Raw genomic sequence first — 16,470 nt, forward strand, 5'->3', positions numbered from 1 at the left:
ATGTTGAATTCAAAAATTGAAAGATTATCGCAGCTACTTTCCCATTCCCAGAATGGTTTGGTTTTCGTCGATCTTAAATCGAATCAAATTCTTTATCTAGATGAAATCACGAAGGAACGTTTGGACATTCAAAATCCAAATTCTTTGAAAATACAAAACCTCTTTTGTGACCATGAGCTGTTAATTTCGGAAATTCATACCCACCCGCAATCGAAAAGTGAATACAAATGGCTTCTAAAAAAACAAAATTCAGAAAGTATCGTTACCACTGTTCATTTTTCGTCCTTAACTGAATTTTTTGATTCTGATACAGAAATTTACGCCATATCAATCAATTGGACCCATGAGTTCACAAAGGAACAGTCTGAAGTCATCGACCATCTAGAAATTCCATTTTTCCAAACTGACTTAAATGGAAACTTAAAATATGCAAATCCAAAATTAATAGATTTTTTTCGTTTATCAGCAAATCAAATTCAATCTTATCATGTTTCAGATATTCTTCCGTTATCAGAAGAGTTTACCAAAGAACTACTAATTCAAAATATAAAAAAAATTTTTGAATTCAAATTGTACAATGGCGATTTGATTACCCTTCAATTACAAAGCTTTATCACAACAGAACAGGGAAAACCAAATGGTATTTCTGTTCTCTTACTTGATCTCTCTGAATTACAAAATGCCGAGCGAATTATAAAATATGGTGAGGATAAACTAAGAACATTTTTTGCAACTATGAACAATGGATTTGTCATTGTAAATCAAGATGCAAAAATAATTGAAATTGCTCCGATTTTTAAGTTTTTACTGTTTCAAGTTTTTGCCTTTGAAGTTGGCGAAGATATCTTTCATTTCTTTGATGAAAACATGAAATCAAAACTAATGAATGTTTTACACGCTGTTATTGAAAATCAAAATGTCCAAACTACTGAATTTGATTATGTTCTTTTAGGTGAGGAACGAACTTTTGAAATTCGCTTTATTCCTGTAAGGCGATATGACCTAAATGATAAAAAAATTATGTTGGTGTTTTCTGATATCACGGAAGCTAAACGAAAAGATCGACAACTCATTGAATCTATGAAATTTGCAAGTATTGGTGAAATTGCCGCTGGGCTTGCTCATGAAATCAACAACCCACTTCAAAGTGCTCTTTTATATTTAGATGATTTGATTACTGTCGATGAAACCGATCCGAGCGAACGGCGAAACATTCTCAAAAAGATTGAATCTGCAAATTTACGCATTCGAGATTTGGTTAAGGCGTTACTTGATTTGGGTAGGATGGAAAGTCCCAACCGCGATTTTGTATCTCCATATTATATTTTGGTGAGAACAAGTGAACTAGTAGAGGTGAGTTGCCGAAAGAAAAATATCAGTTTTACTCGCCATGCTGGCCCAAATTTACCCGGAATTTTTGTTCGTTGGCAGGAAATTGAACAAGTATTAATTAATTGTGTGGTAAACTCCATCAATGCTCTCTCTGAAATGGAAAAAACAAGACAGTTTCCAAAAATCGAATTGGGTATCGATTTAGTCAAAAATCAAAAAAAAGAGTGGGTTGTATTTTCAATAGAAGACAATGGACCTGGAATTGATGACGATACTTTGGAAAAAGTATTTTTGCCACTATTCACAACGAGAAGGAATAAACAAGGAACTGGTTTGGGGCTTTCTATTTCTAAAAAGATCATCACTGACCATGGTGGTGAGATCTATATTAAGACAAAGGAAGGAACAGGGACAAAGGTAGAAATCTACCTTCCTGCTCACACAGATGAAAATGGATAAAATTTTAATCGTCGATGATGAAGAAGATATTCGAGTCGCCCTAAAGAGAGTTTTATCTCGAGAAGGCTACCAAATTGAACTCGCCGAGTCTGCTTCTGAAGCTATCCAAAGGATTTCTTCTGGTGAACCTTTTTCTGTAGTAATTTCTGATATTCTAATGTCGGGGATGTCCGGGATTGATTTCACAAAGTTTATTGCCGAAAAACAAATCAACTTGCCGGTCATTCTTATTACTGGAAATCCAAATCTTTCCTCGGCAGAATCAGCTATTCGTTACCATGCTTTTGAGTATATATCAAAGCCTGTTGATAGAACTCAAATCCTATCTGTCGTAAAACGAGCATTAGAAGTTAAAAACCAAAAAGATTCCGATTTAGAAAAACTAATGTTATCGGAAAAATTAGAAAAAGCTCTTCGGACTCAAAATTTAGATTTAAACCGACAAAATGCGGCTATATTAAATGCAACTTCTGATGCAGTGATCACCATCGATTCAAAATTAACGATTGTTTCTGCGAATAAAGCTAGTTTTGAAATGTTTCGTTTTCATACACCATTGGATCTCATTGGGCAGTCTGTTAATCTTTTGTTTACCGAAAATAAAATGCAAAAGTATATGGCTCAAGTTTCAAAAGTTTTGAATGAAGAGGAAAACAAATCCACTCTCCAATTATCCGATGTAACATTACTTCGTTCTGATCTTACCACTTTTTTAGCGGATATTGCAATTTGTTCGTACAGTTTAGATGGAGATATTTATTATACAGGTGTCATTCGAGACGTAACACAAAAAAAAGCGATGGTAGAGCAACTCATCCACTCCGAACGAAGAGCATTTTTATCTGTTGTGGCCGCAAGCATCGGACATGAAATTAACAACTCTCTCACTGCAATTCAAGGTTTTGTTGAGATGGCTTCTCGAGAAAATGCGGACACAATGTTAAAAGACCGTGCATTAAAAGTAACTTTGAACCAAACAGAAAAATTAAGAGCACTAACTTCAAACCTATTACAACTTGGGAAATCATTAAAATCAAACAATGAACAATCCAAAACGTTAAATTTGAACAAGGAAGTTTCTTCCGTCCTTCAGGTGTTCAAAGAAACAGCTAAATTAAAATACTGCCACATCAAAAGAGAAGAAACTTCGGAAGAAATTCCTATACAAATGAATTCCGATCAATTTGCATTATTACTTTCCAACATTCTTCTAAATGCTGCTGATGCTACCAATAACATAGGCACAATAGAAATCTCAACTTACCAAGATAAAAGATACTCACACCTAATCGTTACCGATGATGGCGAAGGTATGTCTCCCGAAATTTTGGACAAAATCTATGAACCATACTTTACAACAAAAGAGTTAGGGAAAGGTACTGGACTTGGAATGTTTGTTGTCAGACAAATCGTTGATAATTTCGATATTCAACTAGAAATTGAATCTTCTCCAGGCAAAGGTTCTAAATTTCATTTTATTTTTCCTAAGCTTTTAGAAACATAGTGACTTCAGTGTATTCAGGTTTAAATGACTCACAATTAGAATTGGTTCTTTCCCGTTACGGTAAAAATCCAAAAATAGAACCATTACAAGAAGAAGCATCCACTCGCAGGTACTTTCGAATTACAACTTCTCAAGGAAATGAAGAAGTAGTTTGTGCCGATGAAACAGTAAATGAAGATTTTATCCTTATTTCTGAGTTTCTTAATGCAAATGAAGTTCATGTTCCAAGAGTTTTAGAAATAAACAGAGATCAAGGACTTACATTTATGAGTTTTGAAGGATTAAAAGATTTTAGTTCATACGCTCTAAATGATTATAAAAATAAGTTTCCGATACTAATAAACTTAATTTTAAAACTCCAGTCACTTGATCCACCTTCTCTAGTAAAAAATCGAAAATTTGATACAGAGAAACTCAGTTTTGAAACTAATTTAACTTTGGAAAAGTTTGAAGGCTTTAGAAAGTTATTTCAAATCAAAACAGAAATTTCCAATGAAGGTAAAGCCTTTATTGAAGAAACAATCGGTTATTTAAACAAATACCCAATTAACGTTTTCACTCACAGAGATTTTCACTGTAGAAATGTTTTAATTTCTACAAAATCTGAATATGCTCTGATTGATTTTCAGGATGCAAGAATGGGAGTCCCTCAATATGACTTAGCTTCTATCCTATATGATGCTTACTATCCACTACCCAGAGATTTTCGTTCTTTAATGTTAAAATCGTTTCAAAAACGAAATATTGACCAATCCAAAAAATTTAATGATACTTTTTATCTTCAAGCATTACAGAGGTCTTTTAAGGCTTTAGGAACATATTTCCGAATGGTGACAGATCATGGAAAAAACAAATTTAAACCTTCAATCATCTCTTGTTTGAACCAATTAGAAGAAATCATTCAATTAGGTATGTTTGCCGATTCACTTTATATTTTTGTTCGAAGTTTACGTGAAGAACTGAGTCACCACAAGGACTTCAAGAATTTATGAATGCATTTGTTTTAGCAGCAGGATTTGGAAAACGGATGGGATTTCTCACAGAAAGTTGTCCGAAACCTCTATTAAAAATTCAAGGTATTTCTCTTCTTGATTATAGTTTGTATCTTTTGAAAAAATGGAATACTTCAAAGATTTGGATAAATACACATTATTTAAGTAACCAAATCAAATCTCATGTTCAGAACTTTTCTCAAATCCCAATTGAAGTTTTAGAAGAGAAAAAAGAAATTCTCGGTACAGCTGGAGGAATTCGAACTGGTTTACCTGAAAATTATTATGAAAAACCAATTTTGTTAATCAATCCTGATACATTGTTTTTTCCAGACCAAAATTTTTTACCAAAGTCCAGTTTACCTCAAACAGTAAATATTCATTTATATTTACTTCCAATACCACCAAATCAAAATTACACGAAAATTGATATTAATGAAAACGGAAATTTAACCTTTGGAAAAGGACCGAATTATTATATTGGGCTTGCATTATTAAATCCAAAATGTCTCATCCATTTAGAAAAAAACAAATATTATGATCTATCTGATATTTTTAAGGAATCTTCACTCAAGGGAGAGATTACCGGAGAAATTTTCCCCGGCACGGTTCTTGATTTAGGAACAAAAAAACTTTGGGATTCTTATGTTACAAAAGATATATTTGGAACGGAACTCTCCAAAATTCAAGCTTTTGTAAACTCATCTTATATGACTTAAGATTTCTTCTTTTCTTTTTTCGAATCCTTTTTTGCCCAACAAAGCAAACATATTGTTTTTATAGTCTTCAACACCTGGTTGATCAAAGGGATTTACACCTAACATATAACCAGAGACCCCACAGGCAAATTCAAAGAAATACAACAATTCCCCAACCATCTCTTCATTCAAAGTAGGCAATGTGATTTCCAAACAAGGGACTCCACCGTCTCTATGAGCAATCAATGTTCCTAACATAGCACTTTGGTTCACCTCAGAAAGTTTTTTGCCAGCTAAATAATTCAAGCCGTCGCGATCGTCTGGTTTTTCCGTTAAATAAACATCCTGTTTAGGAGCTTCCACTTTGATGACTGTTTCCATCAAAAGTCGTTCTCCATCCTGAATGTATTGACCCATAGAGTGTAGATCCGTTGTGAATTGAACAGATGCGGGAAAAATTCCTTTTCCTGTTTTTCCTTCACTTTCGCCAAACAACTGTTTCCACCATTCAGATAAAAAACTCAAAGCAGGAGTATAACTTACTAATATTTCTGTTTTTTTTCCTTTTGTATAAAGAGCATTTCGAATCGCAGCATAGATAGTAGCTATATTTCCATCCGATGCCGATTTGGATTTTAATTCGGTTTCCATTTGTTTTGCACCATCTATGAGTTTGTTGATGCTAAAACCTGCTGCTGCAATTGGCAACAATCCCACAGGCGTAAAAACGGAATACCGACCACCTACATCATCAGGAATCACAAATGTTGGAAATCCATATTCATCGGCTAATTGTTTTAAGGCTCCTTTTTCTCTATCGGTTGTTGCAAAAACCCTTTTTTTTACATTTTCTCTTCCATACTTACGTTCTAAAAGAGAAAGTAACAAACGAAAGGCGATCGCTGGCTCTGTTGTTGTTCCTGATTTAGAAATTACATTTACTGAAAATTCTTTATTTTCAAGGAATGCTAAAAGTCGAGAATGATAATCTGCATCCAAATGATGTCCTGCATAAATAATCTTTACCGATTTTTTTTGTGTCTCGGGAGCACTAAATTCTGGAGTTAATGCTTCAATCACAGCTCGCGCTCCTAGATAACTGCCACCAATCCCAACTACTACCAAAAACTGTGAATGAGACTGAATGGTTTCTGCGGCCACTCTTAACTTTTGGAGATCATCTCCGCTAATTTTACCAGGTAGATCGACCCAACCTAAAAATTCATTTCCGGGACCTGTTTTTTGGAGTAAAGTTTGGCGCGCTTTTTCCGCCTTTTCCAATTCATTTTGGATCAGAGTTTCAGTAAGAAAAGATTTCGCAAATCTATCCGAAATTTTTAAGTTCGACATGGCACCAGTCCTTGAATAAAGTATAGCATCGAAAGGAAGATGAAGTGGATTCTTTAAGAAGTAAAGAAAATTTGAATCAATTTGAATCAATATTTGGAAAAACAAATCAACTGCCTCGTTTATTTCAGGCACCTGCTAGAATCAATATAATTGGAGAACATGTTGATTATTTGGGTGGAACTGTGCTACCAGCAGCGATTGATTTTTTTGTCCAAGTATTATTGCGTCCCAATGATTCTCAAAACTATCGTTTGCATTCGGTTTCCTATCAAGAAACTGTAGAACTCAAAAAACCATTTTCACCAAATTCAAAATCTCCGTGGGTTGACTACATTGCAGGTGTTATTTTTGAAATTGAAAAAAAAGGCCATATTGTTCCGGGATTCGACTTATTAGTTGATGGAAATATTCCCCAAGGTTCTGGACTTTCTTCCTCAGCAGCTTTTGAAGTGGCAACTGGTTATGCGATTAAAGAAACTTTTGAGTTTCCAATAACACGAGAAGAAATTGCTCTAATTGGACAGAAAGCTGAAAATAATTTTGTCGGAACAAAATGTGGAATCATGGATCAATTCATCATTGCTGTAGGCAAAAAAGATGATTGTATTTCCTTAAATACTGAAACTCTAAAGTATTCATATCACCACTTCGACTTAGGAAACTACGAATTTTATCTAATCAATTCAAATGTTAAGCATAGTTTGAAAGATAGTGCCTATAACAAACGCAGGTCGGAATGCGAATCGGCATTGGTAAAAATTAAAGCAAAGTATCCAAATTTTACGCAATTGTACGATGTAAAGCTTTCAGACTCCGAAATTGATCAATGTCACCTAACAAAAGAAGAAATAAAAAGAACTAAACATGTAACTTCTGAACGAGAACGAACCAAAGTTGTGATTGAAAGTTTGGAATCAGGTAATTTCAGAGATGTTGGTTCCGCACTATTTCAAACTCATTGGTCTTTATCTAAAGAATTTGAGGTCTCTTGTCCCGAAATTGATTTCATTGTTGATTCTTTGCAGAGCCTAGGCGTCACTGGTGCAAGAATGATTGGTGGTGGTTTCGGTGGATGCGTACTCGTACTAGATACCAAAAACCATTTTTCTAAAATTGAAGAAGTTTTGAAAAAAAGTTATCAACAAAAGTTTAACGTTGCGATAGACTTTTATAAGTTTCAAATTTCGGACGGGGTTAAGGAAGTTTTGATATGATCGAAAACTGGAGTGATTACACAGTTGAGAGTGGAGATTTCAAAATGGAAGTCCTCCAACAGAGATTTGTCCCTCTCCCAGAAACTGCTGTTTACTTCGAATTGTCCGGAGAAATCAATCTCTACAATTCACAGGTCATGAAAGAAAACTTGGAAATTCTTATTTCCAAAGGGATCAATCACGTCTTCTTAAACTTTGAACAAGTTAGTTATATTGATAGTTCTGGACTTGGAGTTTGTTTGGGAATTCATTCTAGACTGATGAAACAAAAAGGATTCATTCGAATCATATCCCCTTCAGAAAAAGTACGATATGTTTTGGAATTAACCAAACTAAGAAGCCTGCTCCAAATTTTTCCGACTTTGGAACAAGCTGTAAAATCCGACTAAAAGTAAGTTGGAAAAAGAAATTTTAATTTGTTTATTTGCTCTTGGTTTCTTTTTTCAGGAGCAGTCACCAAAGAAAACTTTGTGCTTCCCACAAGACTAGTATCATCTGACTTTCCTAAGAAATCAATGAGCGCCGAAAGTAACAACTTCGCTGTCTCCGCATTTTTGCTTAAGTTGCCCAACACCATTTCCAAAGTGACATGGGCTTCATCTTCTTTCCAACAATCATAGTCGGTTGACATACAAACCATTTGGTAAAGAATCTCTGCTTCTCTTGCTAGTTTTGCTTCAGGAAGGACAGTCATGTTGATGATGTCGGCTCCCCACGATCTGTACATATGAGATTCAGCTCTTGTAGAAAACAATGGCCCTTCCATACAAATCAGTGTTTTGTTGGAATGAATGGGAAGACCAATTTGTTTTGCAGCCTCTTCTACTTTTTTACCAAGTCCTGGTGAAAAAGGATCCGCAAATGGTGCATGTGCCACCATTCCGTTTTCGAAAAATGTGGATGGTCGAGCCTTGGTACGGTCAATGATTTGCGAAGGGATTACAAAATCTCTAGGAGCTATTTCTTGGCGTAAACTTCCCACAGAACTAAATGCAATGATTTCTTCTACACCTAACTGTTTTAATGCGGCAATATTGGCTCTGGCCGGAACTTCGCTTGGATTTAAAAAATGTCCTTTTCCGTGTCTTGGCAAAAACGCAATTTCTTTCCCTTTAAATCGACCAATAGTGATCGTGTCCGATGGTTTGCCCCAAGGAGTTTCAGGATGGATTTCTTTGATAATTTCCATTCCATCAATTGAATATAGGCCAGTTCCACCAATGACCCCGATTTTCACTACATTTGCCATATGAATCCTCTTAAAGTGCAGTTTCCCTATAACGATTTTGGTTGCATTCGTTTTTTACATTCGAAGACTGTAGAATGCTCATGGGAGAATACATGAAATCCAAAATATTACCTTTCACCACTCTAACACTCCTGATTTTTACAGCAGGCATTACCTCTGATTCCGCATTTGATATGTCCACCCAGTCCGACCGCAAATCTGTCAGTGTTACCATTTACAATGGGGGCATTGGTCTTGTTCGGGAAACTCGTCAATTGAATTTATCCAAAGGAATTAGAACCTTACGTTTTGAAGATGTTCCTTCTCAAATTATCCCACAAACAGTAAGAGTAAAAGGAGAAGATCCTAAAAAACTCACAGTGTTTGAACAAAATTATGAATACGATTTAATTTCCCCAGAACGTTTGATGGACAAATACATTGGAAAGGAAGTCACCCTTTACAATGAGTCCAAAGAAAAAACCACATCCGTCAAAGCGACGTTAATCTCTAATAACGGAAACCCTGTGTATAAAATTGGGGATGAAATTTCGCTTGGATATAATGGACGTGTGACCGTTCCCACCATTCCCGAAAATCTTTTTGCGAAACCCACACTCGTCTGGAAACTGAAGAACGATGTAGAAAAGGAACAAACTTTAGAAGTTTCTTATCAAACCAATGGACTTGGTTGGTCGGCTGATTATATCCTTGTTTTGGATAAAGAGGAAAATCTTTGTGGTCTTAACTCTTGGGTGACTTTAAACAACAACTCAGGTGCTGAGTTTAAGAACGCAACGTTACAACTCGTGGCAGGAAAAGTAAATTTAATCTCCAACCAATCCAACACCTATGCAATGCAACCTCGTGCTGTAAAAAAGACAATGATGAAAGAGTATTCTGAATCCGATGCTGCACCAGAATTTAACCAAGAGAATTTGTCTGAGTATTATTTATACACTTTGGACCAACCAACCAATATTGGTTATAATCAAACCAAACAAGTTCAATTGTTTCAATCGGAAGGAATTGAAATCAAAAAGTATTTTGTTTTTGAAAACCTTCCTATGTATGAAGGGAACGAAAAAAACTTCAATAACGCAACTATCAAGTACATCTTCAAAAATGCTAAGAAAAACAATTTAGGTCGCCCCCTACCACAAGGAACCATACGTGTTTTCAAAGCAGATTCCAAAGGAAGACAACAACTTCTAGGTGAAGATACGATTGACCACACTCCTGAAAATGAAGAAGTAAAAATTCGAACAGGACAAGCCTTTGATGTAGTAGCTAATGGCAAACGACTTTCAAGTGAAGTGTTCAAACTTTCACGAGGAGATAAATCAACTTACTCAGCAGAGATCCGAAATAGAAAAAAAGAAGAAATCGAAGTTCGGTTCTATGCAAGCCTATGGGGTGATTGGACGATCACAAAATCCTCTCATAAATTTACAAAAGAATCCGCTACGAGAGCTTATGCAGATGTTCCTTTAAAACCCAATGAAACAGTCACCGTAGAATACACTGTAGAGACTAAATACCACTAATGGAAAATAAATATGACGTAATCATAATCGGTTCTGGTATTGGTGGCCTCACAGCCGCCTCTATCCTTTCTCAAGTTGCTAAAAAGAAAGTACTCGTTTTAGAACGTCATTTTAAGTTAGGTGGTTTCACACATACCTTCAAACGACTTGGAAAATTTGAATGGGATGTGGGGATCCATTATATCGGGGACTTAGGTGAAGGTTCCATGTTACGAACACTTTTTGATTCCATCACAAGAAAAGGTGTGAAGTGGAACAAAATGCAAGAGCCGTTCGAAGTCTTCGATTACCCTGGTTTCAGTTTTCCTGTTTATGGCGAAAAAGAAAAATTTGTTTCAGACTTAAAACTCAAGTTTCCTCTAGAATCCGAAGCCATTGATAGATACTTTCGAGATGTCGAAACCTTTACCCAATGGTTTGGAAGGCATTTTACTTTAAAAGCTTTGCCATCAGTATTCGAAAAGGCAGCCAAGTTTTTAAACTTGAACCACATCCCCACTCCATACATCACCACCAAAGAATATATGGAGACTCATATTCGGGATGAGAATTTAAGAGCTCTTCTTTGTTCGCAGTGGGGTGACTACGGACTCCCACCTTCTATGTCTTCCTTTGCCATCCATTCAATGATCGTCACCCATTACTTTAATGGTGGTTATTTTCCAATTGGCGGTTCTTCCAAAATCGTAGATTCAATTGAACCCATTATAGAAGAAAACGGTGGGAGTTTAAAAATCCTCCATACGGTGAAGGAAATCCTTTTGGAAGGAGACAAAGCAGTCGGTGTGAAAGTAGAAGTTCAAAAAGGAAAAACTTTTTCCGAACAAGAATTTTTTGCCGATGTGATTGTTTCCGATGCAGGTGCTTATACCACCTACAACAAATTATTACCAAAAGAATATTCCTCTTCTTTCCAAAAATCTTTGGAAACTCTTAGTACCCAAGGAACGACTTCCATTACATTGTATATTGGGTTTAAAGAATCTCCGACAAAACTGGGATTCCACGGCGAAAACCACTGGATCTTTCCTGATCTAAACCATGATGCCTGTTATGCGAAAAGGAATGATTTAGCAGAAGGAAAACCTCCCATGATGTATTTGTCATTCCCTTCCTTAAAAAATCCTGATGCAGAAGGCCACACTGCCGAAGCCATCAGTTTTGCTGATTATACTCTTTTTGCCAAATGGAAAGATGAACCCTGGAAAAAACGAGGGGAAGACTACACAAAACTCAAAGAAACGATCACCGAAGGGATGTTAGAATTTTTAGAGAAACGATTTCCCGGATTTCGGGATCTCATCGAATTCACGGAACTCTCCACACCCATCACTACGGAATTTTTTACCGGTCATAAAGAAGGTTCCATTTACGGACTTTCCTGTACACCGGAACGCTTCAAACAAGAATGGTTAGGTGTGAGGACAACAATCAAAAATCTTTACCTAACGGGAGCCGATGCCTGTTCTCCCGGAGTGGCAGGAGCACTCATGGGCGGAATTGCAGCTTCTTCTGTGGTTTTAGGGCTTACTGGAACACTTCGACTCATGAAAGAACTTTTCCAAAAGAGCCAAGAAAGCAGTTGACAATTGGTTTAAGATTTGATAGTTTGATATTAAATTAATGGGAACAAAATTCAAAGGATCTAAAAAAGAAGTACAGGCGCTAGATGCGTTCATTAAATTGAAACGAGCTGCCGAATCTCTATCTTCTCGACTCATTTCTGAATTTACCAAATGGAATATTTCAGAAAGTCAGTTTGGAGTTTTAGAGACCTTGTACCATTTGGGACCCCTTTGCCAAAAAGAACTCGGGGACAAAATTTTAAAGAGTACGGGAAACATCACTCTGGTGATCGATAACCTGGAAAAAAGAAATCTAGTGGAACGTGTCCGAGGAGTGGAAGACAGAAGGTTTATTTCTGTCCACCTAACAAACGATGGGAAAAAACTCATTGAACAAATTTTCCCTGATCATGTAAAACGGATCACTTCTGAGTTTGCAATTTTATCACCTGACGAACAAGAAGTTCTAGGAAAGATCTGCAAAAAACTTGGAAAAAAAACAGAAGCCATCTGTAAGTAAATTAATCTCGGTAATCCATTACCAATCGAAATCCGGCTCGCCTATCTTCGGATAGGTTTGGAATCCCGCCGTAAGATCTAGCGGTTGCCGTCGAGTTTTTCGCTGAATCCGAATAAGAACCTCCGCGAACCACTTTGTAAATCTTTCCAAAAGAAAAATTTTTGATATGGTGTCCCGGATACAATTGATAATCACTGGATGTCCATTCCGGTGCATTGCCACACATGCCGATCGCACCATAAGGACTTGCTCCTTCCGTTGACAACTCTAGTACAGACTGAGCTTTTCCAAGTTTCGATTCTCTTGTATTGCAATACAAAGAATCGTATTCATCCCCAAAAGGATACTTGGTCGCAATGATTTGGTAACCTACGGTTTCATCCCTGTTGGTAAATTCGATGACTCCAGGACCGCGTGCTGCCTTTTCCCATTCCCATTCCGTAGGAATGCGTTTTCCCACCCAACTTGCATACCGTTCTACTTCCCTATAAGTCAAATGAACCACTGGGAAGTCCCCTTCCCCTTCGGGATATTTTCCCCCAATCCAATGAGGAGGGCCTGGGGTATTGGTTTGTTTTAGAAAATATGCATATTCTGCATTTGTGACTTCATATTTATCAATATAAAAGGAAGGGATCTCTTTTAAATTGGAAGGCTTTGGTTCTAAAAAATAAGGATTAAAACTATCACTAGAAGGATCCGTTCCTTGGCCGTATAAAAAAAGACCTCGGGTAACAAGGACCATCTCTTTTCTATCCTTAGGATGAAAGACTGTTTTTCTAGGTGGAGTAAATCTTCCTTTAAAAAATGCATCTGGTTCCGTAAAAAAATCTTCTTCGATATAACTAGAAATATATGCGTCAGTTGTGATCTCTTTCATTTTTGAATCTAGATCAGGTTTGTAATCACCTACTAACACAACTTCAATGAATTGGTTTTTTTTATTAATGTGTTTTTCTTCCCAAACGGTATCTCGGACTACAAGAGACCCTTGTTTGATATTGGTAAGTTTCTGATACACAGGAAATTCCTTTGTATCAGCAAATAAAGATTTAATCTCGCCGAGAGAAAGTTTAGAAATCCGTTGGTTGCGATAAATGCGAACTTTGATCCAAAGTCTGTTTTTATAAACACCGACAACTTCTCCTTTCCAAAGTTGAACTTTTCTTTTAGTCGATGCAAAAGGTGATTCTTCCGAAGTTTCCTCTTGTGAAACCACGGGTGAGATCACAATACCCAAAACAAATAGAATCATTAACAAGTTTTTCATACTGTCTTTTATCATCATCGGCCTATTTTGCCGAAACCTTTTGATTGAAATTTCCTGTGCATGTATACAATCTGTGGGAAAGGAAAATGCGAAATTGATCGAGTTTCAGTACAAACGAGAGAAGGAAAATATCCTCATTTCCCTCAAAACGGATTCTACCCAAATTGGTACCTTCCACCGAATCGCGACGATCATTTATGCTCTTAAAATGGACATTCTTTCCGGCGAACTCAGTACAGTAATTGAGAAAGGCAGGGAATTTACAATCGATTCGTTCATTTTACAAGCAGATGGCGGGGATACCACCCAGGCAGCATTTAAACTTGGAATGATGATGGATTCCGTATTCTCGAAGAATACCAAGTTTGAAGAAATTTTGGAGAAATTACAAATCCAAGAACCCGCTGTAGCCACCTTCTTTCGTGAAACACCAGAATTTATTTTTAGCGATTTGCCCGAACGAAATGAAACTTGTTTGTATTTGGAAAGTAGTGCTGGGCGAGGTTTGTTGTATTATGTATCTCGCATTTTAATGCAAAACCAAATCAACATTCGTAGTGCCACTATTGAAACGGACTTTGAAACAGGCCGAGCCAAAGATAGTTTTTATTTAACGGACGCATCGGGGAAGATGTTTGCTTCTTCTGATCTTGCGGTCAAAATCAGAAGAGAAATTCTCGCCCCGATCCAATCGAACTCTCGTTAGAGATTAGTTTTTACAAAGAACCTTAAGAGAAGTAGCTTTATCAACTTTAGGTGCTTTTCCGTTAGAAAAACGGTAAGCCAAACCAGACTTTTTGTCCACTTCTGTTTTTGTCCAATATTTCTCTTCGCTAGATTTGATCTCTTTTGGAGCTGTGGCAGCAAATTTTACAAGATCCTCTTTAGAAGGAACCACTCCACCTACTGATTTACAATACGCAGCTGCTTCTGACCATTTTTTAGAAGCCACTTTGTCTACAAGGAACCCGGCGGTAGATTCTTCTGCAGGAGCTTCTTCGACTTTTTTCTCAGGTTCTGCAGCAACTGGTTTTGTTTGTGCATCCGCTGGAACTGAAGCAGTAGCTACTGGAGTTTGTGCCTTTGTTTTGAAATATTTCACATATCCTAAGTACCCGATCGCAAGTACTCCGGCGAGAACCAAAAACAGATACACTCCATTTCCTGATTCTTTAGTTTGGGATGATCCTTCGGAGTGAGATACCGGGGATTGAAGGGAAACTTGTGCGGACTCATCGTTTCTGAAAAGTGATGCACTTTCGTTTCTTGTAGATTGTTTCTTAACCGTATTTGTTTTCTTAGCCGCTTTTTTAACAGCCTTCTTCTTAGCGGCAGATGATGATTTTTTCGTTGCCATAATGATAATCCTTATTGCCGAGACAATTCTAATTATAGTTATCACATAAAAACAAAAAAAGCTGAAGAACTTCTTCTCAAATTTGTTTTTTTTTAAATTTTTTTTAAGTGTGTTTCCCTTTCTCCTACGAAATCGTGATCCTAGATGAAAGAAGTTCGTATTGGTCTATTGGGTGCCGGAGTTGTCGGCACTAGCTTACTCCAACTCTTGGATAAAAACCGAGAAAAAATCCAACTTAATTATGGAATCAACTTACAACTAACGACCATTGCCACTCGAAGCCCGGGAAAACTCCAAGGTAAAACGAACGTTCCAGTAACAGACGATGTATTATCTGTAACAAATCGTTCGGATATCGATATGATTGTTGAATTGATAGGCGGAACTGATATCGCATACAAAGCGGTTCGTTCCGCCTTAGAAAATGGAAAAACCGTCATCACAGCCAACAAGGCATTGTTATCCGAAAAAGGTCGGGAATTGTATCCAATCTCCACAAAAACGGGTGCTGAGCTTGGTTATGAGGCAGCAGTAGCCGGTTCCATCCCCATCATTCGTACATTACGAGATGGACTCTCTTCTTGCGAATTTGAAGTCATTTGCGGCATCCTAAATGGAACCACAAATTTTATCCTAACCAAAATGGAACAAGAGGGTTGGGATTATTCCACAGCTTTAAAAAAAGCACAAGACCTAGGCTTTGCAGAAGCAGACCCTACTTTTGATGTAGAAGGAATTGATGCTGGTCATAAAATCAGTTTGCTTGCAAGTCTTGCCTTCCGTGAGTACGTTTCGTTCGCATCCCTTTCCGTAAAAGGAATTTCTGACCTACAATCTTTGGACATCCAATCAGCTCTTTCTCTTGGTTACAGAATCAAACTTTTAGGAATCTCTAAACGAAGTTCTGCGGGAGTTCTCACCAAAGTTCACCCAACTCTTGTCCCCCTCGACCATCCTTTGGCAAATGTGATGAACGAATCCAATGCAATTTTTTATAAAACCAAAGAAGCCGATTCAGGAATGATTACGGGAAAGGGTGCAGGTGGGTTGCCGACAGCAAGTGCCGTTTTATCTGACATCATTTATTATGCAACACGACTGGGCAGTAAAGACATCGCTACGGAAAAAAACCTTTTCCCCGAAGCCAAAGCTTTTCCAGAGCCGGACAATTTGGTTCGTTATTACCTACGTTTTTCCACGGTGGACAAACCTGGAGTTCTTGCTGAAATTTCTAAGATCCTCGGCCGTCATAATATTTCAATTGCATCCGTCCAACAGAAGGAGTCTCCTTCGGAACCTGTGTCTGTGATTGTTGTCACACACTCTGCGACGGAAGGGGAATTTCAAAAATCTCTGCAGGAAATTGATACTATGTCGACCATCATCAAACAGAAAACTGTAGCCATCCGGCTTTTGGAAAAATTGTAACTCGCT

Annotated in this window: 15 protein-coding genes; 11 read left to right on the plus strand and 4 right to left on the minus strand. The window is 37.2% G+C overall.

Going from position 1 to position 16,470, the window contains the following annotated elements:
* The 4 genes from CLV96_RS10635 to CLV96_RS10650 are packed head-to-tail and all read left to right on the plus strand — an operon-like array spanning position 1 to position 5,006.
* Positions 1-1,791: an ATP-binding protein gene (locus tag CLV96_RS10635; RefSeq protein ID WP_004784355.1), complete on the plus strand. Its 1,791-nt coding sequence runs from the start codon at positions 1-3 to the stop codon at positions 1,789-1,791.
* Positions 1,784-3,295 carry a hybrid sensor histidine kinase/response regulator gene (locus tag CLV96_RS10640; protein ID WP_004786044.1) on the plus strand — a complete coding sequence of 504 codons (1,512 nt, stop codon included), beginning with the start codon at positions 1,784-1,786 and terminating at the stop codon, positions 3,293-3,295. The genes CLV96_RS10635 and CLV96_RS10640 overlap by 8 nt, the downstream gene beginning before the upstream one ends.
* A complete protein-coding gene (locus CLV96_RS10645) occupies positions 3,295-4,287 on the plus strand; it encodes an aminoglycoside phosphotransferase family protein (protein WP_004786751.1) in 993 nt (330 codons plus the stop codon). The genes CLV96_RS10640 and CLV96_RS10645 overlap by 1 nt, the downstream gene beginning before the upstream one ends.
* The gene (locus CLV96_RS10650; RefSeq protein WP_004784495.1) at positions 4,284-5,006 is read left to right on the plus strand and encodes an NTP transferase domain-containing protein; all 723 of its coding nucleotides are present in this window, start codon (positions 4,284-4,286) and stop codon (positions 5,004-5,006) included. The genes CLV96_RS10645 and CLV96_RS10650 overlap by 4 nt, the downstream gene beginning before the upstream one ends.
* On the opposite strand, the gene CLV96_RS10655 is transcribed toward CLV96_RS10650, so the two are convergent.
* Complete coding sequence (locus CLV96_RS10655; RefSeq protein ID WP_004787212.1) at positions 4,989-6,335, minus strand: glucose-6-phosphate isomerase; 1,347 nt, start codon at positions 6,333-6,335, stop codon at positions 4,989-4,991. The two genes, CLV96_RS10650 and CLV96_RS10655, sit on opposite strands and share 18 nt — an antisense overlap.
* Before the next feature lie 44 nt (positions 6,336-6,379).
* On the opposite strand from CLV96_RS10655, the gene galK reads away from it, so the two are divergent.
* Complete coding sequence (gene galK / locus CLV96_RS10660) at positions 6,380-7,549, plus strand: galactokinase (protein ID WP_004785503.1); 1,170 nt, start codon at positions 6,380-6,382, stop codon at positions 7,547-7,549.
* The gene (locus CLV96_RS10665) at positions 7,546-7,938 is read left to right on the plus strand and encodes an STAS domain-containing protein (RefSeq protein WP_004786670.1); all 393 of its coding nucleotides are present in this window, start codon (positions 7,546-7,548) and stop codon (positions 7,936-7,938) included. The genes galK and CLV96_RS10665 overlap by 4 nt, the downstream gene beginning before the upstream one ends.
* On the opposite strand, the gene mtnP is transcribed toward CLV96_RS10665, so the two are convergent.
* Positions 7,935-8,798: an S-methyl-5'-thioadenosine phosphorylase gene (gene mtnP / locus CLV96_RS10670; RefSeq protein ID WP_004786461.1), complete on the minus strand. Its 864-nt coding sequence runs from the start codon at positions 8,796-8,798 to the stop codon at positions 7,935-7,937. The two genes, CLV96_RS10665 and mtnP, sit on opposite strands and share 4 nt — an antisense overlap.
* Before the next feature lie 92 nt (positions 8,799-8,890).
* Between mtnP and CLV96_RS10675 the strand changes: the two genes are divergently transcribed.
* From CLV96_RS10675 to CLV96_RS10685, 3 genes are read left to right on the plus strand one after another with little or no spacing between them, the layout of a single operon-like run.
* Positions 8,891-10,324 carry a DUF4139 domain-containing protein gene (locus tag CLV96_RS10675; RefSeq protein ID WP_004787533.1) on the plus strand — a complete coding sequence of 478 codons (1,434 nt, stop codon included), beginning with the start codon at positions 8,891-8,893 and terminating at the stop codon, positions 10,322-10,324.
* A complete protein-coding gene (locus CLV96_RS10680; protein WP_004785109.1) occupies positions 10,324-11,910 on the plus strand; it encodes a phytoene desaturase family protein in 1,587 nt (528 codons plus the stop codon). The genes CLV96_RS10675 and CLV96_RS10680 overlap by 1 nt, the downstream gene beginning before the upstream one ends.
* Positions 11,911-11,947: 37 nt before the next feature.
* Entirely contained in the window at positions 11,948-12,409 is a 462-nt protein-coding gene (locus CLV96_RS10685; RefSeq protein ID WP_004785918.1) for a MarR family winged helix-turn-helix transcriptional regulator, read from the plus strand.
* A gap of 1 nt (position 12,410) precedes the next feature.
* On the opposite strand, the gene CLV96_RS10690 is transcribed toward CLV96_RS10685, so the two are convergent.
* A complete protein-coding gene (locus tag CLV96_RS10690) occupies positions 12,411-13,679 on the minus strand; it encodes a formylglycine-generating enzyme family protein (RefSeq protein ID WP_051012779.1) in 1,269 nt (422 codons plus the stop codon).
* 94 nt (positions 13,680-13,773) lie between these two features.
* Between CLV96_RS10690 and CLV96_RS10695 the strand changes: the two genes are divergently transcribed.
* A complete protein-coding gene (locus CLV96_RS10695) occupies positions 13,774-14,385 on the plus strand; it encodes a hypothetical protein (protein ID WP_004785990.1) in 612 nt (203 codons plus the stop codon).
* Between the two features lie 3 nt (positions 14,386-14,388).
* Here the strand turns inward: CLV96_RS10695 and CLV96_RS10700 are convergent, their stop codons facing one another.
* Positions 14,389-15,036, minus strand: a complete 648-nt coding sequence (locus CLV96_RS10700) for a hypothetical protein (protein ID WP_004787087.1) — start codon at positions 15,034-15,036, stop codon at positions 14,389-14,391.
* 144 nt (positions 15,037-15,180) lie between these two features.
* Here CLV96_RS10700 and CLV96_RS10705 point away from each other — a divergent pair, with 144 nt between their 5' ends.
* Positions 15,181-16,464: a homoserine dehydrogenase gene (locus CLV96_RS10705; protein ID WP_134151958.1), complete on the plus strand. Its 1,284-nt coding sequence runs from the start codon at positions 15,181-15,183 to the stop codon at positions 16,462-16,464.
* Positions 16,465-16,470 lie beyond the last annotated feature (6 nt).

It is taken from the genome of Leptospira meyeri (assembly GCF_004368965.1).
Classification (GTDB): Bacteria; Spirochaetota; Leptospiria; order Leptospirales; family Leptospiraceae; genus Leptospira_A; species Leptospira_A meyeri.

Excerpts from the sequence above, each read along its gene's own strand:
- CLV96_RS10635 (WP_004784355.1), top strand. The coding sequence starts at position 1 with ATGTTGAATTCAAAAATTGAAAGATTATCGCAGCTACTTTCCCATTCC.
- CLV96_RS10640 (WP_004786044.1), top strand. The coding sequence starts at position 1,784 with ATGGATAAAATTTTAATCGTCGATGATGAAGAAGATATTCGAGTCGCC.
- CLV96_RS10650 (WP_004784495.1), top strand. The coding sequence starts at position 4,284 with ATGAATGCATTTGTTTTAGCAGCAGGATTTGGAAAACGGATGGGATTT.
- CLV96_RS10655 (WP_004787212.1), bottom strand. The coding sequence starts at position 6,335 with ATGTCGAACTTAAAAATTTCGGATAGATTTGCGAAATCTTTTCTTACT.
- CLV96_RS10665 (WP_004786670.1), top strand. The coding sequence starts at position 7,546 with ATGATCGAAAACTGGAGTGATTACACAGTTGAGAGTGGAGATTTCAAA.
- mtnP (WP_004786461.1), bottom strand. The coding sequence starts at position 8,798 with ATGGCAAATGTAGTGAAAATCGGGGTCATTGGTGGAACTGGCCTATAT.
- CLV96_RS10675 (WP_004787533.1), top strand. The coding sequence starts at position 8,891 with ATGAAATCCAAAATATTACCTTTCACCACTCTAACACTCCTGATTTTT.
- CLV96_RS10680 (WP_004785109.1), top strand. The coding sequence starts at position 10,324 with ATGGAAAATAAATATGACGTAATCATAATCGGTTCTGGTATTGGTGGC.
- CLV96_RS10685 (WP_004785918.1), top strand. The coding sequence starts at position 11,948 with ATGGGAACAAAATTCAAAGGATCTAAAAAAGAAGTACAGGCGCTAGAT.
- CLV96_RS10690 (WP_051012779.1), bottom strand. The coding sequence starts at position 13,679 with ATGAAAAACTTGTTAATGATTCTATTTGTTTTGGGTATTGTGATCTCA.
- CLV96_RS10700 (WP_004787087.1), bottom strand. The coding sequence starts at position 15,036 with ATGGCAACGAAAAAATCATCATCTGCCGCTAAGAAGAAGGCTGTTAAA.
- CLV96_RS10705 (WP_134151958.1), top strand. The coding sequence starts at position 15,181 with ATGAAAGAAGTTCGTATTGGTCTATTGGGTGCCGGAGTTGTCGGCACT.